Here is a 24,859-nt window from a genome sequence, read left to right as displayed (position 1 = left end):
GTACGCTGTATCAGTTTTTGTACGGTGTATGGTGAACGCGATGGGCGATCAGCAGGGCCGGGTCCCCGTGTGGGCCCGCGAGAGCACGCGCCGGCGCACGGCGCTGAGCCGCGACGCGATCGTGCGCGCCGCCGTCGCGATCGCCGACGCGGAAGGGCTCGACGCGGTGTCGATCCGCCGCGTCGCCACCGACCTCAACGCCCGCGCGATGAGCCTGTACACGTACATCGAGAGCAAGGAAGACCTCCTCGACCTGATGGCCGACGAGGTCGCCACCGAGACGCTGCCGGCCGGCGAGCTGCCGTCCGACTGGCGCGAGGCGACGATCGCCATCGCCCGCCGCGAGCGCGCGACGACCCTGCGGCACCCGTGGCTGGTCGAGCTGGTCACCCGCCGGTCGGTGCTGGGCCACGTCGGCCCCAACATGCTGCGGCACAGCGAGGAGTCGATCGCCGCCCTGGACGGGCTCGACGCCGACGACGCGTGGAAATGGCGCCTGCTGACCGCGGTCGCCGATTACAGCACCGGTTTCGCGGTCCGCGAGTCCCGCGAGCACGAGCAGGCCCGCACCGGCCAGGGTCGGCTGCTCGAGCCGTACCTGACCCAGCTGGTGGCGACCGGGGAGTATCCACATCTGGCCCGCATGCTCGAGGCCGGCCGCCCCGAGGACGACAACTTCGAGCGCGGTCTGCGCTGGCTGCTGGACGGCTTTGCCCGCGAGCTCACCTAAGAGGTGCGGAAGAGGGGACTCGAACCCCTACGTCCTCTCGGACACTGGGACCTAAACCCAGCGCGGCTGCCAATTACGCCACTCCCGCCGCATCTGGCTCCACCGGGCCAAACGTTGAAAAGAGTCTAGACGGTCCGCGGCCATCCGCCCGCCCGGCACGGCGGCCGCCTTGCGGATCGAAGCCGCATGACGGCCGCCGTGGGACGGGGGACCTGTCGGTCGGAGTGACTTGCCGGAATGATCGGCAGATCGGGGGCGAACCTGCGGAAAATCCTCCCGCGGAGCCCGGATCTCGAGCCGGCCGGCGGAGGTCCCGGCGGCGCTCAGTCGATGCCCAGGTCGCGGCGGAGCTTGGCGACGTGGCCGGTGGCCTTGACGTTGTACATCGCCTTCTCGATGACGCCGTTCTCGTCGATCACGAAGGTGGAGCGGATCACGCCCATCAGCGTGCGGCCGTAGCTCTGCTTTTCGCCGAACGCGCCATACGCCGTCAGCACGCTCTTGTCCTCGTCGCTGACCAGGGGGAACGTGATGGCGTCGCGCTCGCGGAACTTGGCCAGCTTGGCCGGGGCGTCGGGGGAGATGCCGACCACCTCGTAGCCCTCGGCCCGCAGCGAGGCCAGGTTGTCGCGGAAGTCGCACGCCTGGGTGGTGCAGCCGGGGGTCATCGCCGCGGGGTACGCGTACAGGATGACCTTGCGGCCGCGCAGGTCCTTGAGCGTGAGCCGGTCGCCGTTGTCGGTGGGCAGCGAGAAGTCGGGCGCGGCGTCGCCGGCGGAGAGTCGGGCGGTCTCAGTCATGCGATGACGATAGTCCGGTCCGCCGACGATTCCGGCGTACCCGGAGGCAGCGCCGCGCGCAGGCGGAGAACGCCGGTCAGGGCCATCGCGACGCCCACGCCGAGGGCGATCATCACGAAGGCGCGGGACAGCCCGGCCGGGCCCGCGGTGGGCAGGACCGCCGCGCCGAACGCGCCGGTCTGCGCGAAGCCGGCGAACAGGGCCAGGCAGGCGCCGGCGAGGGCGAGGTAGAACGGCGGATGGCGGAACACCGCCGCGAGCGGGAGCAGGCCGGCCAGAACGAGGACGAGGGACGGGGCGCCGCCGTCGAGGGCGGTGCTCACGGCGTACGCGAAAGGTGCGAAAGCCCCAGCGAGCGCGACCGGCCGCAAGGCCCCGGACCACCGCCTGAGCAGGCCGAGTGCCGATACGAGGACGAGCGCCGCGCTGATCCACCAGAGCCAGGCGCGCGGTGCCGGCTCCCAGTCGAGCGTGCCCTCGACCTCGAAGGTGCGCACCTGCTCGCGCAGTGGGACCGTCCACGAGCGGAGGCGATGCGCGCGCGACGGGTCGGCAACCGCCTGCGGCGGCAGATCGGCGCTGAGCCAGTGGGTGCGCCGGTCGTGCCAGCGCACCGTGGTCGAGGACGAGAGCTTGCGCCAGCTGGGCGGCGCGGTGGGGTCGGCCGCGGCGGGCACCGGGTTGTCGCCGGTCCGGGTCGCATTGAGGTACGCCGCCGGCGAACGCACGTTTTCCCAGGTGCCGTCGGGGCGGATGTCGAGATATGGCTCGCCGGAGTAGCCGAGGACCTCGACGGAGTGGCCGGTCTTGTTGGTGAGCTCGAGCCGTGCCCCGGCCTCGACCGTGCGGATGCTCAGGCCCTTCTCGGGGGTGCTGATCCCGGTGACCGTCGTGCGATAGGCGGTCGCGTCGGGCGCGTCGCCGCCGTGCGCGAACGCGGGCGTGGCCGGCCCGAGCAACGCGCCGGCCACGATCACCGGGAGGGCGAGCCGTCTCACCCCGCGGCCGCGTCCACGGCCTTGGTCAGGACGTCGGCGGTGGGCACCGAGCCGTTGGGGCCGGTCACCTGCTTGCCGTTGACCACGACGGTCGGCGTGCCATTGAAGCCGCGCGCAGAGAACGTGTCGGTGACCTTGCCGACCCACGCGTCGTACGTCTTGCCGGTCACCGCCTTGGCGAAGTCGTCGCCCAGCCCGACGCCCTTGCCCAGCTCGATCAGCTTGGCGTCGCTGAGGCCGTCGCTGTTCTCCTCGGGCTGATTGTCGTAGAGGGCGTCGTGGTACTCCTTGAACTTGCCGCCCTCGGCCGCGGCGGCCGCCGCCCCGGCCGACCGGGTGGAGTACTTCGTGCCGTTCGACGCGTCGTCGAGGATCGCGACGGTGTGGTATCGCACGGTGACCTTCTTGTCGGTGACCATCTGCGCGATCGTGTCGCCGGCGGCGTTCTCGAACTGATGGCAGATCGGGCACATGAAGTCCTCGTACACGTCGATCGTGACCGGCCCGGTGCCGAGCGCGAACGCGGTGCCGTCGTCGACCGCGACGCTCGGCGTGACGACGCCGGCCGCGTCGTTCTTGGACTGGCTGGCGTAGACCCCCCAGCCGATCAGGCCGGCGATCAGCAGCACCGCCACCACCGCCACGGAGGTCCAGATTGTCACCCGGCGGCGCTTGGCCGCCGCCTTCTGCTGCTCGACGATCCGCCGGGCGGCCGCTCGATCCCGCCCCCGATTGCCCTTGCTCATCGTTCTCCCATCAACAGACCGTCCAGCGAGAACCGGGTACGCGGTTTCGCCAGCAGAATCCCGGCGAGGATCAGGAAGCCGACGTCGCGCAGGATCTCCAGGCCGTACTGTGCGGTGCGCCCGGCGGCGAGGTCGCCGCCCTTGCTGAAGCAGCCGCAGTCGATCTGCAGCCCCCGGGCCCACGCCGACACGATCCCGGCGATGAAAATCACCAGCAGCAGCGCGGCGATGGCGGCGCTGAGCCGGACCGCGAGGCCGATCAGCAGCAGCAGGCCGAGCGCGATCTCCAGGAACGGCTGGACCGCTCCGATGACCTTGGCCGTGTCGTACGAGAACAGCCGGTAAGCGTTCACCGCGCGCCCCGAGGCGGCCAGGTCACCCACCTTGAGCAGGCCCGCCGTCAGGAAGACCGCGGCGAGGCCGAGCCGGGCCACCGTGGAGATCCACGGCCAGGCAGCCGTCATCCGGGCAGACAACTGCCTGGTTTCCATCGTCGTCACGCCCTGTTAGTCGAAGTCCTCCATGCCGAGGTTCCCTCAGTCTCCTGTGCTTTGTCTGGGAACCGGCAGGGACTTCCTACCCTGGTTTTCAGACGGCCCGCGCTTGTGCGACGGCGGTCACCAGCTCGTCGCGTGCCCTGGCCACCCGCGACCGGATGGTGCCGACGGGCACCTCCTCGACGTCGGCGGCCTCGGCGTAGGACAGGCCGAGCACCTGGGTGAGCACGAACGCGGTGCGCCGCTCCTCGCTGAGCCGGGCGAGCAGATCGGCGGTGCCGAGCCGATGCGCCGGGTCGGGCACGGGCAGGTCGGTGACGGCCTGGGCGGCGAGGCGCGCGTCGAGCCGCCGGCGGCGGACCACCGCGCGGAGGTGGTCGGCGCAGGCGCGCCGGGCGATGCCCAACAGCCACGTACGGGCGGAGGAGCGGCCCTCGAAGCCGGGCAGGGCCTTGACCGCCCGCAGGAACGTCTCCTGGGTGAGGTCGTCGGCGGAGCCGGGGTCGACCAGGGCGGCGGTGAAGCGCCACACCTCGGGCTGGGTGGCCCGGACGAACTCGGCCAGGGCGGCGGCGTCGCCCGCCCCGGCCCTTCTGGCCAGCTCCGTGGTGCTCTCGCCCTCGGTCATGGTCGGAGATGGTACGGGAAGCGGAATTGTCGGAGGCTTCTGGAACCATGTGGGGCGCATCGGCGACTACCCGCCGGTGGGTACTTCCGACCGGATCGTGGAGCATGGCGCGCATGACCTTTGATCGTCGCCGGGCGCTGGCGGGCGCCGCCGGCCTGTTGATCGGGCTTTTCGGCGTGCTGCTCGGCGCCTCGCCGGCCAGCGCGCACGCCGCGCTGGTCGCCACCGACCCGGGCAACGGCACGATCGTGCCCGACGCGCCGAACAAGGTGACGCTGACCTTCAGCGAGTCGGTCCAGCTGGTCAACGGCAAGATCCAGGTGATCGGCCCGGACGGCTCCCGCGCCGACCAGGGTGACCCGACGGTGGACGGCAACACGGTCACGGTCCCGCTGCGCTCCGGCGGCGGCCGGGGAACCTATCTGGTGAGTTTCCGGGTGATCTCCGCGGACAGCCACCCGGTCGGCGGCAGCATCACCTATTCGGTGGGCGCCGCCTCGACGCCGCCGTCGGCGACGATCGACGACACCAAGGTCGATCCGGTGGTCCGGGCGCTGATCCCGGTCGGCAAATACCTCGGGTACGCCGGGCTGGTGTTGCTCGTCGGGCCGGCGCTGGTGCTCGCCCTGCTCTGGCCGCACCGGCTGAGCCGCCGCGGGCCGTCCCGTCTGATCTGGACGGGCATGGGCCTGGTCACGGTCAGCACGCTGGCGGCGATCTGGCTCCAGGTGCCGTATTCGCTCGGCACCGGCCTGTTCGACGTGCGCGTCGGCGACCTGCGCGACGTGCTCGGCAGCACGTTCGGCGCGGTCATGCTGGTGCGGCTGGGGGTGCTCGCCGCGGCGGCGTTCCTGTTGCGGCCGCTGCTGCGCGGCAACGGGGCGGGCGAGTCCAGGACCGACCTGGCGCTGCTCGGCGTGCTCGGCGTCGCGGCACTGGCCACTTGGCCGCTCACCGGCCACCCGACCGCCTCCCCGGTGGCCGGTGTCTCGGTGGTGATCGACGCGATCCACCTGGCCGCCATGTCGGTGTGGCTGGGCGGGCTGGTGATGCTGGTCGGCTTCCTGCTGCGCCGGGCCAGCGAGCGCGAGCTCGAGGCGATCCTGCCGATCTGGTCGCGCTGGGCGGCGACCGCGGTGAGCGCGCTGATCCTGGCCGGCGTGGTGCAGGCGCTGATCGAGGTGTCCACGCTCAGCGGGCTGGTGGACAGCACGTACGGGCGGCTCATCCTGGTCAAGGTGGCGCTGGCCGCGTGCGTGCTCGGCGTGGCGTGGTTCTCGCGGCGGCTGGTCCGCTCCCGGCAGGCCGAGTCGTCGCCGGGCCGGCTGCGCCGGGTGGTCGCGGCCGAGCTCGCGATCACCGCGGTGGTGCTGGGGGTGACGGCCGCGCTCGTGCAGATCGCCCCGCCGCGCACCGCCGAGGCGGCCGACACCGGCTCGACCTCGTCGACGGTGAGTCAGACGCTGACGAGCAGCACGATGGCGCTGCAGGTGGACATTTTCCCGGCCACGGTGGGCAACAACTCCATTCACCTGTACGCGTACACGCCCGACAACAAGCCGCTGACCGTCGTCGAGTGGACCGGCACGGCCGCGCTGCCGGCCAAGGGGATCGAGCCGATCGAGATCCCGCTGCTGCGGATCACCGACTTCCATGCCGTGGGCGACATCGCGCTGCCGCAGGCCGGCCAGTGGACCTTCAAGTTCACCGCGCGGACGAGCGACATCGATCAGCAGACCCTGACCATGACCGCCACCATTTCCTGACCCGATCGGCCCCGCGCCCCGATCTGCCGATGCGGGTCGGGGCGTTGTTATATCTATCAGCGATTTAGCGGCTATTTGACCACTTTGGGGATATTTGGATCTGTATGGTCGGCGCAGTACGGCCTCAGAAGGGGGAGAAGCTGATGCGGGTGCTCCGCACCATCCTCGGAATGCTGCTGCTGACCATCGGCCTGCCATCGCTGCTGGCCGGCGCCGGGCTGTGGGCGGCCATGCAGCACCGCGACCAGGGCGGCGCGTTCGGCGGCGACCTCCAGCGGCTGATCACCCCCGGGTACGCCGTCGTGGTACCCGACGTCGATCGCCTGCTGCGCTCCGACGCGCCCTTCACCCGGATCGGCGACACCCAGCTGCGCGTCACGGCCGCCACCCAGGACGGCCCCGCCTTCCTCGGCATCGCCCCGACCGCGGCCGTCGACCAGTACCTCTCCGGCGTCCCGCACAGCACGGTCGACAAGGTCGACATCGGCACCGGCTCCCTCCCCGTCGCCAGCACCGTCCTGGGCGGCCGCCGCGCCCCCGAGACGATCCCCGCCCGCGCGACGTTCTGGCTGCGCACCGGCGACGGCGAGCTGGCCTGGACGCCGGGCGAGGTGACCGGCGGCCCGTACAGCCTGGTGGTGATGAACCCCGGCGCCAAGCCCGGCCTGCGCCTGACCGCCGGCGCCGAGATCCGCCCCGGCTGGCTGAACTCCAGCACGTGGGGCCTGCTCACCCTGGGCACGCTGCTGGTGATGGGGGGCCTGATCGTCCTGGCCTGGCCCGGGCGAAGGCGCGAGGTGGTCTACGTGGTCGAGCCCAGTCAGGTGCCGGACCTCATGGCCGCGATCGGAACGCCGTTGCCGCTGGCGCTCACCGCCGGCCGGCCGGGCGGCGCCCACCGGCCCCGAACGCTCGCCGACGCCCAGAAGGCCGCGGCGCTGCCGCCGGCCACACCGCAGTTCGTCTGGCCTCCGGCCGGGACGCCGGCCCTGTCCGGCCCCGAGGCGGTCACGATGCGAGCCGCTCCCGACGCGGCCGAGTACGCGGCGGCGACGGCGATCCCGGGCGGTGCGGCCGGGCCTTCGCGCGATGATGCCGCTTTCGCCGCCGGGTTCGCCGACGGTTCGGCCGCTTTGGCCACCGCCGGCTCGGGGGAGCGCGCCTCGGAGCCGGCGAGTGCCTCCGCGGATCGGTCGCCGAAGCCCGGGGAACCGCTCAGCTTCATCCAGCAGTCGTCCGTGCCTGGGCCGATGTCCCTGCCACTGGGCGACCCGCCATCCGGGCCGGACCCCATCTTCGGCCGCCGTGGCGAACGCAGCCGCCGCCGCAACCCGGGGCCCAGCGACCTGCCGATGTTCCACGCCTCGGCGGTCGACGCCTGGGTCGCGGAGACGGCCGCCGAGCGCGCACGCGAGACCGAGGCGACGGCGGCGGCCCGGATGGCCGAGGTGGCTCGCCGCAAGGGCATCGCCGACGCGCGGGCGGCGAGAGGCGAGTTCGAGCCGGCCGGGGCCGCTTCCGCTGGGCGTGACCCGATGTCGATGCAGCATTCGCGTACGGCCGGGCAGCGCGTCTCCATGGTCACCGGCCCCCAGGCTACCGACTGGGCCGCCAACGGCTTGACCAGGGCGGACGCCCGGCGGGTCGGCCGCCAGCCCGCGCCCGGCAACGGTCCGGCGGCACCGTCCCTGTTCCCGTCGCCTGCCCAGGCTCGCGACGCGCCGGCCGCCGGTGCGTCGCCGACCGCGAGCACGGCGCCTGCTTCCGCTGCGTCGCCTGCTTCCGCTGCGTCGCCTGCCGCCACTGCGTCGCCTGCCGCCACTGCGATACCTGGCGCGGCGACCGACTCTGCCGCGGCGGATCAGCCCGTCGAGGACAGCCGGGCGGTAGCAGCCATCGGCACTGATGCCGGCGTCACGATCGGCACCCGCTCCGGCGACGGCGACGGGACCGGTTCGTCGGTTGACGCCTCCGTGGCTACGCCCGACAAATCGACGCCGGCGGGTTCGCGGTCGGCGGGTTCCGTGCGGTCGGGTGGCGAGGAGTCCTCGCCGTTCCCGAGCGTTCTGGGGCTGGGCCGGGCATCCATCGCGGCGCAGGAGCGGGCGCCGGGTGACGCAGAACTCGGCCCGTCCGCTGGGAAGGCGAACCCGGCAAGAGCTACCGTGCAACGCGAAGAATCCTCGTCACCTGCGGAAGCCTCTTCCCTCGCGACGCCCGTGGCCGGCCAGCCCCCCAAGTCCGCCGGCCCGGAAAAGGTACAGCCCGCCACGCCGGCCGCCTCCGCAGTGCCGTCAGCTTCGGCGACCACCGCGAGCGCCGGCGCCGAGCCGCCCCTAACCGCCAGTAGGGCGCGGCAGGCCGCGGGGGCGGACACCGGGGCAGGTCGCGAAGACCCTGGTCCGGTGTCCGCTCCCAAGTCGAGCCCCATCATCGCGTCATCCGGCGCCGCCCCCGACGACGTCGCCAAGTCGCACCCCGCGCCGCAGGTGACCGGAATCCCGCCGGCCCCGACGCCGTCGTCGATGCGAGTGGCCTCGGGGACGCAGGAGGTGTCGGCCGTGATGCACGCGATGGCCCGCGGCAAGCGCATCGGTGGACCGGCCGCCACCGGATCCGCGTCCAGCTCGACCGAATCAGCCAGGCCCGCCGAGCCCGCTGCATCAGCCAAGCCGGCGGCATCAGCCAAGCCGGCGGCATCAGCCGGGCCCGTCGCATCAGCCGGGCCCGTCGCCTCAGCCGGGCTGGCCGGCTCAGCCGGGCCCGCCGCCTCAGCCGGGCCGGCCGGCTCAGCCGGGCCCGCCGCATCAGTGGGCGCTGTCGAGCCGGCCGGATCAGCCGAGGCGGTCAAGCCCGGCGGATCGGTCGAAGCGGTCGGGCCGACCGCACCGGCCGGGAAGCGGCCCGACTTTCCCTTGGCGCAGCGCCCGATGCCGGCTTCCGGTGGCGTTCGGAAGCCGGCGCCCGCCGCCTGGCGCAAGGCCGCGGAGAACGTGGCCGCCCGCGCCGCCATTGAGGCCCAGTCCGACCCGGCAGCAGCCGTCGAGGCGGAGCCGGAGTCGGCGGTCGGCCCGGCGGGGAAGGTGGAGAACGCGACCAAGCCCACCAAGACGACCCGCGCCCGCGCCACCAAGGCGAAAAGCAGCGAAGCCAGCACGTCCACCAAGGAAAGCGGCACGACTGCCAAGGCGGCCAAGGCGACTCCGGCGGCCCGAGGTGCGGCCAAGGCGACCCCGGCGACCCGAACTGCGGGCAAGGCGACTCCGGCGGCCCAAGGTGCGGCCAAGGCGACCCCGGCTAAAAAGGCCCCGGCCAAGTCGACCGCTGCGCGGCCAGGTTCTGCGGCCGCGAAGTCCGGCTCGGCGGCGACCGGCAAGAAGGCCGATGCCGCGAGCGAACCGGCCGTCGGCGGGCTCGCGTCCCGGCTGTCGAGCTATCAGAAGGAGGCCGCCGAGTTGCTCGCTGCCTCCGCCCAGCGCCGTCGCCGCCGAACCGTTACCAACTCCGCGTCGGTCGAGCCGGCCCCGCCCGAGCCCGTCCGGCGTCGCCGCGCCGCGCCGGCCCGGCCCGACGACGACTGAGCCGGCATCCGCCGCCGTGCCTACCTTGATCAGGTTCGACTTCGACCTCGCTTCCCGGTGTGCCCGGTGCGGGAGACCGCGAAAGGGCCCTCCGCGCTGCCGACGCGGAGGGCCCTTTACCGGGGGAACGGAGTAACCGAAGGGGGGCTTCGTCCGTTAAGCCCAGTTTATCCCGTGAAGCGGCCAACTGGGAAGTCCTCCCCCGAAAGCGGACAAAACACGTCACCGGGCGGGTCGTGCCCGGACGGGTGGCTGGTCAAGACGTGACAGCGACACGCCGTACGCGGGCGTAGGCTGTCGGCGTGGCTGATCTTCTGGTGTGGATCGACTGTGAGATGACCGGTCTCGACCTGGGCAAGGACAAGCTGATCGAGGTCGCGGCGCTGGTCACCGACCCCCAGCTCAACGTGCTGGGCGAGGGCGTCGACCTGGTGATCCACGCCGACGACGAGGCGCTGGACGCGATGCCCCCGGTGGTGCGCGACATGCACGCGAAATCCGGGCTGACCGACGAGGTCCGGCGCTCGGTCATCACCATGGCCGAGGCCGAGGAGCAAGTCCTCGCGTACGTGAAGGAATTTGTCCCCAACCCCCGCACCGCGCCCCTCTGCGGCAATTCGATCGCCACCGACCGGGGTTTTCTCGCCCGCGACATGCCGGCGCTCGACTCCTTCCTGCACTACCGCATGATCGACGTCTCCTCGATCAAGGAGCTGTGCCGCCGGTGGTACCCGCGGGTGTATTTCGGCCAGCCGCCCAAGGGCCTCGCCCACCGGGCGCTCGCCGACATCCGCGAGAGCATCCGCGAGCTCGAGTACTACCGCCGCACGGTCTTCGTCCCGCTGCCGGGCCCGGACGTCGAGCAGGCCAAGGCGATCGCTGCCGAGCTGTAGGGGAATCGCGGGTAACCCGCTCGACGACCCCCGCGAGGATGCGGCTATGATTGGCCGGCACCGCGGGGCGAGTTCCCCGCACGGCGATGGTGGTCGTAGCTCAGCTGGTAGAGCACCGGGTTGTGGTCCCGGTGGCCGCGGGTTCAAGTCCCGTCGACCACCCCACGCGGGGAAGGCCTGGCCCATCATGGGCCGGGCCTTCCGTGTATGTACAGGCCCGCGCGACGGCGAGGCAGCGTCTACGATGCGTCGGTGATCGGACGCCCCTCGCACACCCTGCCCGAGATCTGCGCCGACCTGGCCGATGCCGTGCTCCGGCTGGACGGCCCCGAGTCGACTCGCAACCAGCGCGCCGTCGTCGACCGTGTTCCGCTGGCCGACGCGGCCGAGCTCAGCGCCGGCCTGCGCAAGCTCACCCCGGCCCTGGACGAGGTGGCGCTCGGCAACGGCGGGTTCCTGGCCACGCTGGCGGCCGGCCTGGTCGAGATGGGCGCCGACCCGCTGCCGGTGCTCGGCGTGCTCGTCGACCGGGTCGCCGCTGGGCTCGAGGCGGCCGCGCAGTTCGGCCTGCTCGCCGACAAGCTGGGCGAGGTGTCCGCGCCCCGGAACGCCGACGAGTACCGCGCGCTGCGCGACCGGATCGTCGACGCGGCACCGGCGGCCGGGCTCAGCGTCGAGGAGGCCGGGCAGATCACCCAGGCCTGGTTCTCGGTGAACGACTGGATTCCCAGCCTGCTGCTGCCGTTGCAGCAGAAGCCCAGCCGCCTGGCGTTGCCCCAGCGCGACCGGCTCACCGCCGCCACGATCGCGATGAGCGAGCACGCCGAGGACGCGCCCTGGCTCCTCGGCCTGCTACGCGTGCTCGACGACGAGGGCCTGGTGGTGGCGCACCGGGAGAGCGGCCGGGTCTTCGAGCTGACGATGAGCGGCGTCGGCGACAACATCCAGCTGCACGTGCTGCTGGCGGCCGCCCTGATCGGCGACGATCGCATCCCGGGCGAGCGTCCCGACCCGGCCTGGGTCGCCGCGGCGACCGACGGCATGATGATGCCGGAGGGCGGCGTACGCACCCAGTTCGACCTGACCGACGCGTCCGGCGCCCCGATCTGGGCCGAGGGCCGCCCGGCCGACATCCCCGTGGTCGACGGCCGCCGGGTGATCGTCCTCGATCGACCGTCGTACAGCCGCGCCTACAACGTCGGTCGCCTGTATCCGCTGATGGTCCCCGAGCTCACCGCCGACCGCGCGCTCCCCGCCGAGGAGGCCGCCGCCTGGCTGGCGCGGTTTTCCTAGCGCCCCCGAGCCGGCCGTGGCGAAGGACCCCGGCCGGCTCACGAGAGCGACTCAGCCCGCTGAGCAGAGCGTTCCGTTCAGGGTGAAGGCCACCGGCAGCACGTTCGGCCCGCTGTAGCTGCCGACGAAGCCGACCGAGGTCGTCCCGCCGTCGGCGGCGAGCGTCGCGTCGCTGGTCACCCGCATGTCGGTGCCGGTCTGGGTGAAGGTCGCGTTCCATCCGCTGTCCACCCGCTGCCACGTGGCCGGCCAGGTGAAGTTCAGCGTCCAGCCGTTGAGCGGCGCCGCGCCGGTGTTGGTGATGTCGATCTGCCCGATGTAGCCGTTGCCCCAGTCGTTGGTGTCGGCGAACTTCACCGTGCACGTGCTGGTGGCGGGCGCGCCGGTGGTGAAGGTCAGCGGCGGCGACGACCACGACAGGTTCCCGGCCGCGTCCCGGGCGAGCACGTTGACCGTGTACCGCTTGCCCGGCTGCAGGTTGCGCACGGTGAACGACGTGCCGCCGGTCTCGGCGAGCTGCTCGCCGATCGCGCCATTGGCCCGGCGGATCTCGTACTTCACGGCGCGGGCGACGCCCGGCCACGAGATGGTCGCGGTGCGGTCGGTGACCGCCGAGGCGGTCGGGGCGCCGGGTGCGTTCGGGGCCGCGGCATTGCTCGCGCTCGGGTGCATGGTCACCAGCGTGATCGAGTACGGCGGCAGCGAGGTCGCGCTGCCGGCGTGGATGCCGGTGTCCCCGTTGCCGTAGGTCAGCACGGCCGGGGCCGCCGCCGACGGGGTGTAGCCGCTGTAGGCCAGGGCCACGTCGTGGGCCGCGTCCGGGTCCTTGTTGATCAGCAGGACCGCGAGGTCGCCGTTGGGCCGGCGGGCCGCGTGCGCGGTGATCAGCGCGTTGTCGGTGGCGGCGCGCACCATCTGGTCGCCCGGGTGCACGAACGACGACATCAGCTTGAGCGCGTGGTACGGCGCGAACGGCGTGTTCAGCGGTGGCTCGCAGACCGTGCCGTCGGCCGTGCAGGTGCCGCTGGAGAGCAGGCCGAAGTCGTTGTAGTCGGCCTGCCCGGCCACGGTCGACGGCGTGCCGATGCCGTTGTGCACGTTCCACCACTGCACGGTGAAGACGCCGTTGGCGATCAGGCTGCTGTACGCGTCGGCCAGGAAGATCGCGCCCGGCTGGGTGTTCTGCCCGACGCCGACGTTGAGCTCGGTGAGGCTGATCCCGAGCTTGCTCGCGTTCGCGCCGCCGTACTTGTTGATCTGGTTGCGGAGCAGGTAGATCGAGTCGTCCAGGTACTGCGTCTTGCCGATCGCCTCGGCCGCGCTGCCGCCGCCGGGGTACCAATGCACGTCGACGAAGTCGATGTGCGGGCCGGCCGCCTGCAGCACCACCTGGTTCCAGCTGCCGGCGTCGCCCTCGCCGGTGAGCGCGTCCGGCCAGTTCGCCGGCATGGTCAGCACCGCGCCGACCTTGATCGTCGGGTCCACCGCCTTCATCGCGTCGGCGTAGGCGACCACCTCGGCCGCGTACTGGGCCGGGCTCTTGTCGGCGTGGTCGTCGGCCTCCCAGGAGGAGCCGTAGTGGCCGTTGCCGTAGTTCTCGTTGCCGATCGTCCAATACTTCGCGCCGTACTTCTTGGTGACGTTGGCATACCGGACCCAGCCGGCCGCCTCCGCGGCGGTGCCGGTCCCGTAGTTGGCGATGATCATGGGCTCGGCGCCGGTCCGGCGGACCGAGGCCATGAACGTGTCGAAGTCGGTGTTGGGGGCGACATAGCCGCCGGGCGCGGTGTGCGTCTCCCAGTGGTAGATGTCGGCGTACGAGCCGCCCGGGTAGCGGATCATCTTGACGCCGGCCGCCCCGAGCAGGTCGGCGACGGCGTCGGTGCCGAGCGTGGTGTCCCAGATGGCGTCGTTGACCCCGAGCGCGGTGGCCGGGACGGTGGCCTGGCCGGCGCGGGCGTTGACGGTGACCTTGACGGGGGTGTCGGCGGCGTGGGCGACCTGGACGGGCGCCGCCAAGGCGGTCGCGGCGAGCAGGGCTGTGCCCAGCGCGACGCGACGGGGGATCGCGGTCTGCATGGCTCTCCAAAGAGCGATTCAAAGGGGAATGGGAGCGCTCCCAATCTTCCGGCCAATAACGAAGTGTGTCAATGCGCGTGATTGGCCGGGGATTTGCCGGTGATTGAGGGTTATTCAGGGCCCGCCGTGACCCGCGCCTGGCCGTACGTCAGCGGCCTGGTCTCCACCGCCCGGAATAGTCCTCATTGGCCGCGATATCGCCGAAATCGCCGCGAAATGCGACGCGGGGCCGCCACCCCGGGGGAAGGGTGACGGCCCCGCTGTGCCGAGCGAAGGATCAGTACTTCTTCCGGCCGTCGTGGCCGCCCCAGCCACCGTGGCCGTTGTGGCCGTTGTGGCCGTTGTGGTTGCCCCAGCCACCGTGGTTGCCCCACCCGCCGTGCCGGTCCCAGCTCACCCGCAGCGCCCACTTGCTGCGGTGGAAGCCGCCCGGCACGCGGATGCAGCGGAAGCTGTCCCACCGGTGGCGCATCTCGCCGAACCGGCCGATCCGGTTGCAGGTGAACGGGTCGCGGTAAACACCGACGATCTTGGAGCGGTCGCCGTGCTTGACGGACTGGGTCGCGGCCTTGCTGTCCGATGCCGCCGGCGAGGCCGAGGCGGCCGCCGCGGGGCCGGCGCTGAACGTCGCGCCCGCGACGATTGCCATTCCGGTCATCATCAGCATGCGAGTTGCTTTATTCATCGATTCACCTCTTCGTATCCGGTATTGCCCGATGTGATGATCATAGGCAAATTGCGGCATTTGTCCGGCCGAAAACGCAAACACGATTAGGTGAAAAGGGCGTCTGGACAATTCGATTCAGAGAAATGTGGTCCGGCGGCAAATGGCCGCCGGACCTGCGGCGATTCGTCCGAACGGATGAGTCAGCTTGCCGGTTTGGTCAGAAGACACCCCGAGATGGACAAATCGATCGTACGGGTCGATGTCAGACATGTGGTGAACCAGTACGTCTGCTCGCCGTAGCTCTGCCCCTGATATGCGTGCGTGGTGCCGTTCGCGTCGACCTCGCACGGGTTGTTCAGCGTGCACATCTGGCCGTCGTCGTTGCCGGTGTTGTTGATTCCGACGATCTGCCCGGAGGAGGCGTCCACGATCGGCGAGCCCGACGTGCCGTGGATGGTGTCGCAGTTGACGTCGTACCGGATCGAGTCGCGCCAGGTCCAGTCGCCCTCGCGCAGCGTGCCCACGAAGCCGTCGATCTTGCAGGTCCAGATCCGCTTCCAGTAGCTGGACGGGATCGAGATGCTCGCGCCGGCCGCCGGGTGTGCGGCCGAAATGGTCAGCGCGGTCGCGCCGTAGCGGCTCGACAGGGTGGCGTACGTCGAGGTGAGCCGGTAGAGCGTGACATCGGTGCCGGTCATCGTCGCGTACAGCACGCGGTCGGCGCGGACCGTGGTGAGCGCGCGGCCGCTCGCGTTCAGCAGCGAGCCCGACCGGCTGCTGGATCGGTTCTGCAGCACCTGGCCGGCGCGCAGGAAGCCGCCCTCGTAGCAGTGCCCGTTGGTGAGCATCATGGCCCGGTCGCTGCTGACCGAGCTGGGATAGCGCACGAGCGACGCCGAGCAGTTGCTGAGCGCGATCGTCGAGGCGAGCGTGGTGGCCGCGACGGCCTGGGCCGGCGCCGGGCCGGCGACGATCCCGGTGCCGGTCGCGAGGACGGCGGCGCCGAGGGCGAGGAGGCGTCGAAGACGCATGGGGGGTCCTTTCTGCTACGTGGCGGCCGGGGGTCGCCCGCCGCCGATGAGACCGGGGGTACCGGCGCCCGAACTTTCGCATCGGCATCTATGGCTGTCAATGCCGCTAAGAAAACCGACCGCCCGGTCGATAGGTAGGAAAAGGCCTCCCGCGAAGGGTGTCTCGATTGGCGGTACGTCAAGTGGGTCAGTGGGTGGACGATGAGCTCCCCCGGCTGAACCGGGCGATCCTGGCGCGGGAGATCCCGCCCGGCATGCTCGCCGACCAGGCACGCGACGTGCTGTTTCCGCAGCTCCCGGCGGTCGACGGGTTGACCGCGGAGCAGGCGCGGCAGCTGGTCGTGCGGCTCGGATTCGTCGGCGCCTCGGTGGCTCGGCACTATCAGGAGTGGAATCCGGGCGGCAAGGAGAGCCCCGAGCGGGCGTTCGACGGCCTGGAGGTCGACGGGCGGCCGTTCCGCGAGTACTTCGCGGGACTGGCCGAGCGCACCGGGTGCGGGCACTACGGCCGGGACAGCTACGCGTCATTGGTGCGGTGGAACGTCGGCACGCTCGAAGTGCGCCGCGGTCCGGAGCTGATGTCGGTGCTGCCGGGTGTCTTCGACGACGGCCGGATCCGCAGCTACACCGGCACCCCCGGCGAGGAGCGGTTCTTCCTGCTGATCAAGAAGAGCGAGGCGATCGAGCTCGCCGTCAACGACCTGCTCGCGCCGCTGAGCGGCGACCCGGCCGGGCTGGTCACCGACGAGGCGCTCGAACGCGTACGGGTGGCCACCGCCCTCATCGAGGCGATGCGCGGCCTGTTCCTCGAGTTCGCGTCGCTGCCGCCCGGCCAGAGCATGCCGGACGAGCACTTCCTCGACGTCTTCCGGCAGTTCGCGGTGCACTGGACCCGCGACGACATCCCGCCCAGCGGCGCACTCGACCCCGAGTCGCTCAAGCGCGACTTCCTGCTCGGCATCAACCTGCCGGGGTACGACCAGCAGGCGCGCCGGCTGTTCCCGGCGCTGCTGGACCACGAGCGGCAGGCGCTGGAAGAGCTGATGGCCCGGCCCACGCTGCCCGAGCAGCTGCTCAGCGAGCTCGGCATCGGGCCGGACGAGATCCCGGACGCCGCCGGGGTGGTGCTCGGCCGCCACCCCGGCCTGGCCGACTGGTACCGGTTGCTCGCCGCGCACGCCCGGGCGGCCGGCGCGCATCTCATGCTGAGCAAGAAGTTCCTGTTCAAGCCGCAGCACCGGCGCGACCTCGCCGGACAGGGCGACCGGCCGCTGGTGTCCAACCGGCGCGGCACGACCGGCATGAACGAGACGTTCCTGGAGCGGCTGACCCGGGCCCGGCAGGAGCACCCGCTCGCGCCACTGCGCTCGGCCCTGTCCGTCGAAACCGCCGAAAAGACGGCCGGACCGGAGGTACCGTCGGCCGCATCGGTCTCGGTCGCGCTGGTGGGGTGACGGGTGAACAGGAGTCTGTCGTGAGCACCGGCACCCGGCCTCCGGTGCGGGTCGGGCACGAGCAGTTGATGTCGCTGATCGACCACACCTCGGCCGTGATCTACATGCGCGACATCGACGGGCACTACCTGCTGGTCAACCGGGAGTACGAGCGGCTGTTCGACCTGAGCCGGGAGGAGATCGTCGGGCTCACCGACCACGACCTGTTCGAGGGCCCGATCGCCGACGAATTCCGGGCGAACGACCTGGCGGCCATCGCCCGCGGCGTGCCGCTCCAGGTGGAGGAGCAGGCGCCGGGTGAGGACGGCATGCACACGTACGTGACGGTGAAGTTCCCGCTGCATGACGCGCACGGCCACGCGTACGCGATCTGCGGCATCTCCACCGACATCACCGCCCGGAAACGTGCCGAGGAGGAGGTGCGCCGCCTCAACGACGAGCTCGAGCTGCGGGTCCGGCAGCGGACGGCCGAGCTGGAGGCGTCGACCCGGGAGCTGGACTCGTTCGCGTACTCGGTCTCGCACGACCTGCGGGCGCCGCTGCGCTCGCTCGAGGGATTCAGCCAGGTCCTGCTGGAGGACTACGCGAGCCGCCTGGACGAGGAGGCGCAGGGCTACCTCAAGCGGATCCAGGCGAACGTCGGGCGGATGGCCCAGATGATCGACGACCTGCTGCACCTGTCCCGGGCCACGCGGTCGCAGCTGCGGCGGGACGCGTTCGACCTGAGCGGGCTCGCGCGGGAGGTGGCTCTCGAGGTGTCCGCGGCCGATCCGTCGCGCACCGTTCGCTGGGAGATCTCCGACGACCTGCGCGCCCAGGGCGACCCGCACCTGATCCGGCTGGTGCTGCAGAACCTGCTGGGCAACGCCTGGAAGTTCACGGCGCACGCCGCCGACCCGGTCATTTCGGTCAGCATGCGCCCGCAGTCGGGCATCGACGTCTTCGAGGTCCGGGACAACGGCGCGGGCTTCGACATGAAATACGCCGACAAGATATTCGATCCGTTCCAGCGGCTGCACTCGGCCAGCGAGTTCGAGGGCACCGGGATCGGGCTCGCGATCGTGCACCGGATCGTCACCCGGCACGGCGGCCGGATCCGCGCCGAGGGCGCGGTCGGCGCGGGCGCCGCGTTCCGGTTCAATCTCACCCCCGCGCCGGCCGATTGGGAGCTCCGGTGACCGAGCGGCCGATCCTGCTGGTCGAGGACAACCCGGACGACGCGCTGCTGACCGTCCGGGCCTTCACCAAGAACGGGATCCGCAACGAGGTCGTGGTCGCCACCGACGGCGAACAGGCCCTGCTGCGTCTGCTGCCGGCGCAGGGCGAGGCGCTGCGGCCCGCGCTCGTCCTGCTCGACATCAAGCTTCCCAAAATCGATGGGCTCGAGGTGCTGCAGCGCCTGCGCGAGGACGAGCGCACCGAGAACGTACCCGTGGTCGTGCTGACCACCTCGAACGAGGAGCGCGACATCGCGGCGAGCTACAAGCTCGGCGCCAACAGCTTCGTGCGCAAGCCGGTGGTCTTCGAGAAGTTTCTCTCCGCCGTCAACGCCCTCGGGGTGTACTGGCTGATAGTCAACGAACCGGCCCCGGGGTGAGCGCCGTGCATGTGCTGATCATCGACGACAGCGACGACGACGCGGTGCTGATCGTCCGGCAGCTGGCCCGGGCCGGGCTGGATGTCAGCCATGTCCGCGCGGACACTCCCGGCGGCGTGGCCGACGCGCTCCGACGGCGCTCGCCGGACGTGGTGATCTGCGACTACAACATGCCGCTGTTCCGCGCCGAGGAGGCCCTCGAGCAGGTCCGCGAGCACGACGCCGACATCCCGTTCGTGCTGGTCAGCGGGCAGGTCGGCGAGGAGGTGGCGGCCGCCATGATGCGCGCCGGGGTGCGTGACTTCGTGCTCAAGGACCGGCTGGCCCGGCTCGCCCCGGCGGTGCAGCGGGAACTGCACGAGGCGGCCGAGCGACGGCAGCGGCGCCGGGCCGAGGAGGCGCTGCGGGAGAGCGAGGAGCGGTTCCGGCTGATCGCCGAGCATGCCCAGGACGTCATCTTCCGCTACCGGCTGCACCCGACGCCGGCCATGGAATACCTCAGCCCCGCGGTCGAGGAGATCACCGGCTACCGGCCCGATCAGTTCTACGCCGACCCCGAGCTGATCTTCCGGACCGTCGACCCCGAGGACCGGGGCACGCTCGAAGCGTCCTGGCGCTCGGTCGAGCCGGGCACGCTCACCATCCACTTCCGTCACCACGCCGGCGGCGCCGCCTGGGTCGAGCAGCGGGCCAGCTCGGTCGCCGACAAGACCGGCCGGGTCGTCGCGGTCGAGGGGATCCTGCGCGACATCACCGAGCGGACCCGCCTCGAGCAGCAACTGCGCCAGGCCGAACGGCTCGACTCGCTCGGCCAGCTCGCCGGCGGCATCGCGCACGACTTCAACAACATCCTCGCGGTGATCTCCGGCTACGCCGACATCCTCGCCGACGAGCTGGCCGACCACCCGGTCCGGCCCGACGTGCAGGCGATCGAGCAGGCCGCCGCGCGGGGCAGCGGCCTCACCCGCCAACTGCTGATCTTCAGTCGCCTGGAGCCGTCCCGGCCCGAGACCCTCGACCTCAACACGGTCGCGGCCGACATGCAGCGGCTGCTCGCCCGCACCCTCGGCGAAGACATCGAGCTGAGCACGATGCTCTCGCCCGACCTGCCGACCATCACCATGGACCGCAGCAAGCTGGAACAGGTCCTGATGAACGCGGTGATGAACTCCCGCGCCGCGATGCCGACCGGCGGCCGGCTGACCATCGCGACCGGCGTCGAGGGGGACGGCCGGTTCGTCGGCCTGAGCATCACCGACACGGGCGTCGGCATGGCGCCCGAGGTGGCGGCCCGCGCGTTCGAGCCGTTCTTCACCACGAAGGGCCGCGGCAAGGGCACCGGCCTGGGGCTGGCGACCGCGTACGGGGTGGTCACCGACGTGGGCGGCACGATCACGCTCGACTCGCAGCCCGGCCAGGGGACCACGGTCCGGGTGCGGCTGCCGGTCAGCACCGAGACGCCGTCCGGCACGGCCGCGCCGGCGCCGTCGTCACCGGCCGGCGGCGCGGGCCGGCGCATCCTGGTGGTCGAGGACGAGGACGGCGTACGCGACATCGTCTGCCGCATCCTGCGCAAGGCCGGCTACGAGGTGCACGCGGCCGGCGACCCGCAGGAGGCGCTGAAGCTCTGCCTGGACCGCGGGCTGCACGTGGACGCCCTGCTCAGCGACGTCATCATGCCCGGCATGTCGGGCACCCAGCTGGCCGCCGAGCTCCGCCAGAGCAGGCCGGAGCTGCCGGTGCTGTTCATGTCCGGCTACACGAGCGGCCCGGCGCCGGGCGGCCAGGAGCTGCCGCCGGACGCGCCGCTGCTGCACAAGCCCTTCCAGAACGACCAGCTCCTGCAGGCGATGGGCCAGCTCCTGGACCGCTCGGAGCCGACCGGCGCGTGACCGGCTCCGCCCATGCCCCGCGGGCCAGCGCCGTCAGGAGGGAATCATCCAGTCCAGGACCGGGGTGCCCTGCAGGGTCACCAGCACGCACATGACGGCCAGCAGCACCGCGCTCCACAGGATCACCTTGCGGAAGATGTCGCCCTCCCGGCCGGCCATCCCCACGGCCGCCGCGGCGATCGCGAGGTTCTGCGGGCTGATCATCTTGCCGAGCACCCCGCCCGACGAGTTCGCCGCCGCCAGCAGCAGCGGGTCGAGGCCGGCCTTGGTCGCGGTCTGCACCTGCAGCGCGCCGAAGAGCGCGTTGGACGAGGTGTCCGACCCGGTCACGGCCACCCCGATCCAGCCGAGGATCGACGAGAGGAAGACGAAAATGCCGCCCGCCTGGGCCAGGAACTCGCCCAGCGTGTTGGTCTGCCCGGACTGGTTCATGACGTACGCGAGCGCCAGCACGGCCATCACGGTCACGATCGCGTGCCGCAGCGACACGTAGGTATGGCCGTACGCGCGGACCGCCTTGCCCACGCTCACCCGCAGCAGGATCGCCGTGAGGATGCCCGCCACGATCATCAGCGTGCCCGCCGCCGGCAGCCATCCCAGCGTGAAGTTGGTCGACGAGAGCGGCTTGCCGTTCGCGCCCAGCACGTGCAGGCCCGGCCAGGCGAAGACCACCGTCCACGGCTCCTTGGCGAGGGCGTCCTTGACCGCCCCGATGCTGGCGATCGAGAAGATCGCAATAATGATCAGATACGGGGCGTAGGCGCGGGCGATCTCCGCGGCCGAGTCGCGCTGGTCGATGCTTGCGCCGCTTGGGGCGTACGCCTCCCGCGCGCCCCCGCGGGGACCGCCACCCGTTGGGACGCCTTCCGGTGCGGTGCCGCCGCCCGAGCCTGCCTCGCCCGCGTTCGTCGCCCCGGTCGTGCCGCTTCCCGTCGTGCCGCTCCCGGTCGTGCCGCTTCGGGTCGTGCCGCTTCCGGTCGTGCCGCTTCGCGTCGTGCCGCTCCCGGCTGTTCCGCTCCCGGTCGTGCCGCTTCCGGCTGTTCCGCTTCCGGCTGTGCCGTCCCCGGCCGCGGCGTCGGTGGCCTCGTCGGCCGTGCCCGTGCCCGCGCCCACGATCACCGGTTCGGCGCCTTCGTGCAGCGGCGGCACCTCGGCCGGTCGCCAGATGCGCAGCAGCAGCACCACGGACGCCGCGGACGCCAGCGACGCGATGATGTCGGTCAGCGGAACCGACACGTAGTTGCTCGCCACGAACTGCCCCACCGCGAACACCACGCCCGACACGATCGCCGCCGGCCACGTCTGCCGGATGCCCCGCCGCCCGTCGATCACCGCGACGAGGATGAGCGGCACGATCAGCGCGAGCACCGGCGTCTGCCGCCCCACCATCGCCCCGAGCGTGTCGGTGTTGAGCCGGGGATCGTCGGCCACCCCCGACGTGACCGTCCCCAGCGTCACGATCGGCGTGGCCAGCGCCCCGAACGCCACCGGCGCGGTGTTGGCGATCAGCGCCACCGCCGCCGCCCGGATCGGCGGGAACCCCAGCGCCATCAGCATGACCACGGTGACCGCCACCGGCGTCCCGAATCCGGCGAGCGCCTCCAGCAGCGCCCCGAAGCAGAACGCCACGATGATCGCCTGAATGCGCATGTCCGGGCTGACCCGCGCCATGGACCGCCGCAGCACGTCGAAGTGCCCGCTCACCACCGTCAGGTTGTAGACCCAGATCGCGTTCAGCACGATCCAGAGAATCGGGAAGAACCCGAACGCCGCCCCCTCGGTCGCCGACAGCAGCGCCGTCCCCGCCGGCATCGAGTAGACCGCGACCGCCACGACGAGCGCCACGACCAGCGAGATCACGCCCGCGAGCCAGGCGCGCATCCGCAGCACCCCGAGCAGAATGAAGAGCGTGAGCAGCGGCAACACCGCAAAGATGGCGGACGCCGCCACCGAGTCGGCCACCGGGTCGGTCACGATCTGGAACTGATCAGCCATGTCAGCCACCCGAGAATCGATCACTTTCCATGAAACCTAGCCTGTGACCGCCGTCATAGGTAAGGCCCCGACCGGAGTCGATCACCAGCTCGCCGAGTGCACGATGAGCCGACGTCACGGAGGTGGAGGCTGGCTTCGTCAGTCATTCATCGGAACGAGCCGGAAGTTGGGGATTTGCGGCACCCGCTCCTCGCTGGAGAGGTGGATATCTCGCACGACCGCGCCGTCCGGGATGATCGTGCGGCAGGTCCCGACTCCGAGCAGGCAGGTGTCACACCAGAAGGAACCGTATCCGACATCTCGGTCAAGGTCGCCGGTGAAGATCAGGCGCAGGGTGTGATGGCCGCAGTTGGGGCAGGCGAGGTCAGCATCCCGAGGAAGCGCGTCGTAGGCCGCGTCATACGCGTCCATCCAGTCCTCGTAGGTCGCCATCACTCCGTCCTCGGCTCGGGCCGTATTGGTTGATTGTCCCACCACTCGCTCTCGTGTGCCTCTGCCCTGTCCTCCCATTCGATCTTCTCCTCGTCGGTTTGCGGGAACGGCAGCCCGAGGGCGAGCTGGTCATGGTGGAACTTCTCGTGCACGAGCGTGCGGGCGAGGTCCTCCTCGCTGCGGAAGCCCGTTGAATAAAGGACGATCGAGCCGTCTGGGTAGGTGCAGCCGCAGACGCCGCGCTGCGATTTGTCGGCGAGGGAAATGTCGAGGCCCGAAATGTCGATCCCGTACTTCTCGGCGACGGCTTGCGCCACCTCGAGGCGGAAGTACTGCACCCTTCCCGCGCCTCGCCCCTTGGCCCGGTTGAGGGGTGTCGCCGCAGGCTTGCTGGCGACCCCGCCCAGGCGGCGGAGGAGTCTGGTCAGCGCCTCGAGCGCGTTGACCAACTGGTCAGTCAGCGTGTGAAGGCGGCGGATGCTGTCCACGAGGCCGCGAAGCCAGCGCGCGATGCGGCTCGACCACTGGGCGCACAGCGTGGACACCTGCGTCACCATCAATGGGGTGGCCAGGCCAAGGCTGGCGATCTCCTCCAGGGCATACGAGATCAAGCGGCCGACGACCATGGCTATCGCGTCGCGGACCATGATGCGGACGCCGGCGATCAGCTCGCCGGCTACCTCGACCGCGGTGGCCATCGCGTCGCCGGCTCGGGAGAGCGCGGTCAAGGCGTGTTGTTGATTGGTGGACCAGTCGCGGTAGGCATCGCCGGCTTCGCCGAGCCACTCTGCCGTATCCCAGCGGGCGGAGCGGATCAGCTCGTCCGCTTCCATGCCCAGGGCGACCGACATGTTGCGCCAGGTGCGGGACTGGGCCGATATCTCTGCCGGATCACCGGCGAGCCAATCGAGCGCTTCGGACAACGGCTTCACGTGCTCGATCAGCCAGGCGATGCCGTACTGCAGGAGTGTGCCGACCGGGTCGGTGACAAAACCGAGCGCGTCGAGGCCGGCCGAGACGCCGCCGATCGAGGTGTCGACCCAGCTGCCCCCGTTGATGCCGGACCGGACCTGGTCCACATCCTCGGCCAAGGACAGGCCGGCCCAGGAGCTGACCGGGCCGTCCACAGCCGGGGCCAGCAGCGCGTTGGGGCTGGTCATGTCCGCCCTGCCCTTCGCCTGACGAAATGAGGGTCGCTCCTCACACGACGGCGGAGGCCGGGTGGGTTCAGCGGCCGATGCGGACGAAATGCCGATCGGCGCGGGCGCGGTGCCGTAAACAAGGCATATGGGACTAAATTGCGCACGTTGGGCGGCTGGAATGACGGCCGCCTCGCTGCTGCTGCTGGGAGCGCCGGCCGTGGCCGCCACGCCGCCGGATCCGGGGGTCACCGGGAAAGTGCTGTGGCAGCGGACCGTGGGCGGCCGGGATCTGGTGCTTCGCGAGATCCACATCCCGCCGGGCGCGGACAACGGCTGGCACTACCATGACGGGCCGCTGTACGCGTGGGTGAAGAAGGGCACGCTCACCCACTACGACGCGACCTGCAACCCGGACGGCGTCTACCGCGCGGGACGGCTCCTCGTCGAGCGGAGCGGGCGCGACCAGGTGCACATCGGGCGGAACCTCGGGAAGATCGAGGTCGTGCTGAAGGTGCTGTACGTCCTTCCTGCGGGCAAGCCGCTCTCCGAAGACGCCCCCAATCCGGGCTGCGACTTCGAATAGACCCGCCGGCACGGACCGCGGGCGAGAGCTGTGGGCCGGAGCAGTCGCCTAAAGC

At 71.3% G+C, this 24,859-nt stretch carries 21 protein-coding genes and 2 tRNA genes; 11 read left to right on the top strand and 12 right to left on the bottom strand.

Annotation, left to right across the window (positions count from 1 at the left end):
- Positions 1 to 40 precede the first annotated feature (40 nt).
- Positions 41 to 730 carry a TetR/AcrR family transcriptional regulator gene (locus tag ACFQS1_RS30855; protein ID WP_378975208.1) on the top strand — a complete coding sequence of 230 codons (690 nt, stop codon included), beginning with the start codon at positions 41 to 43 and terminating at the stop codon, positions 728 to 730.
- Between the two features lie 4 nt (positions 731 to 734).
- Here the strand turns inward: ACFQS1_RS30855 and ACFQS1_RS30850 are convergent.
- The 6 genes from ACFQS1_RS30850 to ACFQS1_RS30825 form a co-directional block, all read right to left on the bottom strand.
- Positions 735 to 818: transfer RNA gene (locus tag ACFQS1_RS30850), tRNA-Leu, on the bottom strand.
- 235 nt (positions 819 to 1,053) lie between these two features.
- Positions 1,054 to 1,530 (bottom strand): thioredoxin-dependent thiol peroxidase, encoded by a 477-nt coding sequence (bcp, locus tag ACFQS1_RS30845; protein WP_378975206.1) that lies wholly within the window; start codon positions 1,528 to 1,530, stop codon positions 1,054 to 1,056.
- Positions 1,527 to 2,528, bottom strand: a complete 1,002-nt coding sequence (locus ACFQS1_RS30840; RefSeq protein ID WP_378975204.1) for a hypothetical protein — start codon at positions 2,526 to 2,528, stop codon at positions 1,527 to 1,529. The genes bcp and ACFQS1_RS30840 overlap by 4 nt, the downstream gene beginning before the upstream one ends.
- Complete coding sequence (locus ACFQS1_RS30835; protein WP_378975202.1) at positions 2,525 to 3,274, bottom strand: DsbA family protein; 750 nt, start codon at positions 3,272 to 3,274, stop codon at positions 2,525 to 2,527. The genes ACFQS1_RS30840 and ACFQS1_RS30835 overlap by 4 nt, the downstream gene beginning before the upstream one ends.
- Positions 3,271 to 3,738 (bottom strand): MauE/DoxX family redox-associated membrane protein, encoded by a 468-nt coding sequence (locus tag ACFQS1_RS30830; protein ID WP_378975200.1) that lies wholly within the window; start codon positions 3,736 to 3,738, stop codon positions 3,271 to 3,273. The genes ACFQS1_RS30835 and ACFQS1_RS30830 overlap by 4 nt, the downstream gene beginning before the upstream one ends.
- 124 nt (positions 3,739 to 3,862) lie before the next feature.
- The gene (locus ACFQS1_RS30825) at positions 3,863 to 4,399 is read right to left on the bottom strand and encodes a sigma-70 family RNA polymerase sigma factor (RefSeq protein WP_378975198.1); all 537 of its coding nucleotides are present in this window, start codon (positions 4,397 to 4,399) and stop codon (positions 3,863 to 3,865) included.
- Between the two features lie 104 nt (positions 4,400 to 4,503).
- On the opposite strand from ACFQS1_RS30825, the gene ACFQS1_RS30820 reads away from it, so the two are divergent.
- From ACFQS1_RS30820 to ACFQS1_RS30800, 5 genes are all read left to right on the top strand, one after another.
- A complete protein-coding gene (locus ACFQS1_RS30820) occupies positions 4,504 to 6,165 on the top strand; it encodes a copper resistance CopC/CopD family protein (protein WP_378975196.1) in 1,662 nt (553 codons plus the stop codon).
- Positions 6,166 to 6,308: 143 nt separating this feature from the next.
- A complete protein-coding gene (locus ACFQS1_RS30815; protein WP_378975194.1) occupies positions 6,309 to 9,746 on the top strand; it encodes a hypothetical protein in 3,438 nt (1,145 codons plus the stop codon).
- Positions 9,747 to 10,048: 302 nt separating this feature from the next.
- Complete coding sequence (gene orn, locus ACFQS1_RS30810) at positions 10,049 to 10,639, top strand: oligoribonuclease (RefSeq protein ID WP_378975192.1); 591 nt, start codon at positions 10,049 to 10,051, stop codon at positions 10,637 to 10,639.
- Positions 10,640 to 10,728: 89 nt separating this feature from the next.
- Positions 10,729 to 10,804, top strand: a tRNA-His gene (locus ACFQS1_RS30805).
- A gap of 87 nt (positions 10,805 to 10,891) precedes the next feature.
- Positions 10,892 to 11,932: a hypothetical protein gene (locus ACFQS1_RS30800; RefSeq protein WP_378975190.1), complete on the top strand. Its 1,041-nt coding sequence runs from the start codon at positions 10,892 to 10,894 to the stop codon at positions 11,930 to 11,932.
- Between the two features lie 51 nt (positions 11,933 to 11,983).
- On the opposite strand, the gene ACFQS1_RS30795 is transcribed toward ACFQS1_RS30800, so the two are convergent.
- The 3 genes from ACFQS1_RS30795 to ACFQS1_RS30785 form a co-directional block, all read right to left on the bottom strand.
- On the bottom strand, positions 11,984 to 14,011 hold the full coding sequence (locus tag ACFQS1_RS30795; RefSeq protein WP_378975188.1) for a cellulose binding domain-containing protein: 2,028 nt from the start codon (positions 14,009 to 14,011) through the stop codon (positions 11,984 to 11,986).
- 277 nt (positions 14,012 to 14,288) lie between these two features.
- Positions 14,289 to 14,696: a hypothetical protein gene (locus ACFQS1_RS30790; RefSeq protein WP_378975186.1), complete on the bottom strand. Its 408-nt coding sequence runs from the start codon at positions 14,694 to 14,696 to the stop codon at positions 14,289 to 14,291.
- Between the two features lie 182 nt (positions 14,697 to 14,878).
- Positions 14,879 to 15,709 (bottom strand): S1 family peptidase, encoded by an 831-nt coding sequence (locus ACFQS1_RS30785; RefSeq protein ID WP_378975184.1) that lies wholly within the window; start codon positions 15,707 to 15,709, stop codon positions 14,879 to 14,881.
- Between the two features lie 194 nt (positions 15,710 to 15,903).
- Between ACFQS1_RS30785 and ACFQS1_RS30780 the strand changes: the two genes are divergently transcribed.
- Genes ACFQS1_RS30780 through ACFQS1_RS30765 form a run of 4 tightly spaced genes read left to right on the top strand, consistent with a single transcriptional unit; the run spans position 15,904 to position 20,652 of the window.
- Positions 15,904 to 17,163: a hypothetical protein gene (locus ACFQS1_RS30780; RefSeq protein WP_378975182.1), complete on the top strand. Its 1,260-nt coding sequence runs from the start codon at positions 15,904 to 15,906 to the stop codon at positions 17,161 to 17,163.
- A gap of 20 nt (positions 17,164 to 17,183) precedes the next feature.
- Positions 17,184 to 18,341: a sensor histidine kinase gene (locus tag ACFQS1_RS30775; protein WP_378975180.1), complete on the top strand. Its 1,158-nt coding sequence runs from the start codon at positions 17,184 to 17,186 to the stop codon at positions 18,339 to 18,341.
- Positions 18,338 to 18,760, top strand: coding sequence for a response regulator (locus ACFQS1_RS30770; RefSeq protein WP_378975178.1), 423 nt, complete (start codon positions 18,338 to 18,340; stop codon positions 18,758 to 18,760). The genes ACFQS1_RS30775 and ACFQS1_RS30770 overlap by 4 nt, the downstream gene beginning before the upstream one ends.
- Before the next feature lie 5 nt (positions 18,761 to 18,765).
- A complete protein-coding gene (locus ACFQS1_RS30765) occupies positions 18,766 to 20,652 on the top strand; it encodes a response regulator (RefSeq protein WP_378975176.1) in 1,887 nt (628 codons plus the stop codon).
- 33 nt (positions 20,653 to 20,685) lie between these two features.
- On the opposite strand, the gene ACFQS1_RS30760 is transcribed toward ACFQS1_RS30765, so the two are convergent.
- From ACFQS1_RS30760 to ACFQS1_RS30750, 3 genes are all read right to left on the bottom strand, one after another.
- On the bottom strand, positions 20,686 to 22,647 hold the full coding sequence (locus tag ACFQS1_RS30760) for an L-lactate permease (protein WP_378975174.1): 1,962 nt from the start codon (positions 22,645 to 22,647) through the stop codon (positions 20,686 to 20,688).
- Between the two features lie 138 nt (positions 22,648 to 22,785).
- Positions 22,786 to 23,079 (bottom strand): hypothetical protein, encoded by a 294-nt coding sequence (locus ACFQS1_RS30755; protein WP_378975172.1) that lies wholly within the window; start codon positions 23,077 to 23,079, stop codon positions 22,786 to 22,788.
- A complete protein-coding gene (locus ACFQS1_RS30750; protein WP_378975170.1) occupies positions 23,079 to 24,239 on the bottom strand; it encodes a hypothetical protein in 1,161 nt (386 codons plus the stop codon). Before ACFQS1_RS30750 ends, ACFQS1_RS30755 begins: the two co-directional genes overlap by 1 nt.
- A 160-nt stretch (positions 24,240 to 24,399) precedes the next feature.
- On the opposite strand from ACFQS1_RS30750, the gene ACFQS1_RS30745 reads away from it, so the two are divergent.
- Positions 24,400 to 24,804: a cupin domain-containing protein gene (locus ACFQS1_RS30745; protein ID WP_378975168.1), complete on the top strand. Its 405-nt coding sequence runs from the start codon at positions 24,400 to 24,402 to the stop codon at positions 24,802 to 24,804.
- Positions 24,805 to 24,859 lie beyond the last annotated feature (55 nt).

Source organism: Paractinoplanes rhizophilus (assembly GCF_042664765.1).
GTDB lineage: Bacteria > Actinomycetota > Actinomycetes > Mycobacteriales > Micromonosporaceae > Actinoplanes > Actinoplanes rhizophilus.
Note: the sequence above shows the minus strand (reverse complement) of the source record. Positions and strands in the feature narration are given on the sequence as shown.

What these genes read in the sequence shown, in the direction of transcription:
- ACFQS1_RS30855 (WP_378975208.1), top strand. Translation starts at nt 41, where the DNA reads ATGGGCGATCAGCAGGGCCGGGTCCCCGTGTGGGCCCGCGAGAGCACG.
- bcp (WP_378975206.1), bottom strand. Translation starts at nt 1,530, where the DNA reads ATGACTGAGACCGCCCGACTCTCCGCCGGCGACGCCGCGCCCGACTTC.
- ACFQS1_RS30835 (WP_378975202.1), bottom strand. Translation starts at nt 3,274, where the DNA reads ATGAGCAAGGGCAATCGGGGGCGGGATCGAGCGGCCGCCCGGCGGATC.
- ACFQS1_RS30830 (WP_378975200.1), bottom strand. Translation starts at nt 3,738, where the DNA reads ATGACGGCTGCCTGGCCGTGGATCTCCACGGTGGCCCGGCTCGGCCTC.
- ACFQS1_RS30825 (WP_378975198.1), bottom strand. Translation starts at nt 4,399, where the DNA reads ATGACCGAGGGCGAGAGCACCACGGAGCTGGCCAGAAGGGCCGGGGCG.
- ACFQS1_RS30820 (WP_378975196.1), top strand. Translation starts at nt 4,504, where the DNA reads ATGGCGCGCATGACCTTTGATCGTCGCCGGGCGCTGGCGGGCGCCGCC.
- ACFQS1_RS30815 (WP_378975194.1), top strand. Translation starts at nt 6,309, where the DNA reads ATGCGGGTGCTCCGCACCATCCTCGGAATGCTGCTGCTGACCATCGGC.
- ACFQS1_RS30795 (WP_378975188.1), bottom strand. Translation starts at nt 14,011, where the DNA reads ATGCAGACCGCGATCCCCCGTCGCGTCGCGCTGGGCACAGCCCTGCTC.
- ACFQS1_RS30790 (WP_378975186.1), bottom strand. Translation starts at nt 14,696, where the DNA reads ATGAATAAAGCAACTCGCATGCTGATGATGACCGGAATGGCAATCGTC.
- ACFQS1_RS30785 (WP_378975184.1), bottom strand. Translation starts at nt 15,709, where the DNA reads ATGCGTCTTCGACGCCTCCTCGCCCTCGGCGCCGCCGTCCTCGCGACC.
- ACFQS1_RS30760 (WP_378975174.1), bottom strand. Translation starts at nt 22,647, where the DNA reads ATGGCTGATCAGTTCCAGATCGTGACCGACCCGGTGGCCGACTCGGTG.
- ACFQS1_RS30755 (WP_378975172.1), bottom strand. Translation starts at nt 23,079, where the DNA reads ATGGCGACCTACGAGGACTGGATGGACGCGTATGACGCGGCCTACGAC.
- ACFQS1_RS30750 (WP_378975170.1), bottom strand. Translation starts at nt 24,239, where the DNA reads ATGACCAGCCCCAACGCGCTGCTGGCCCCGGCTGTGGACGGCCCGGTC.
- ACFQS1_RS30745 (WP_378975168.1), top strand. Translation starts at nt 24,400, where the DNA reads ATGACGGCCGCCTCGCTGCTGCTGCTGGGAGCGCCGGCCGTGGCCGCC.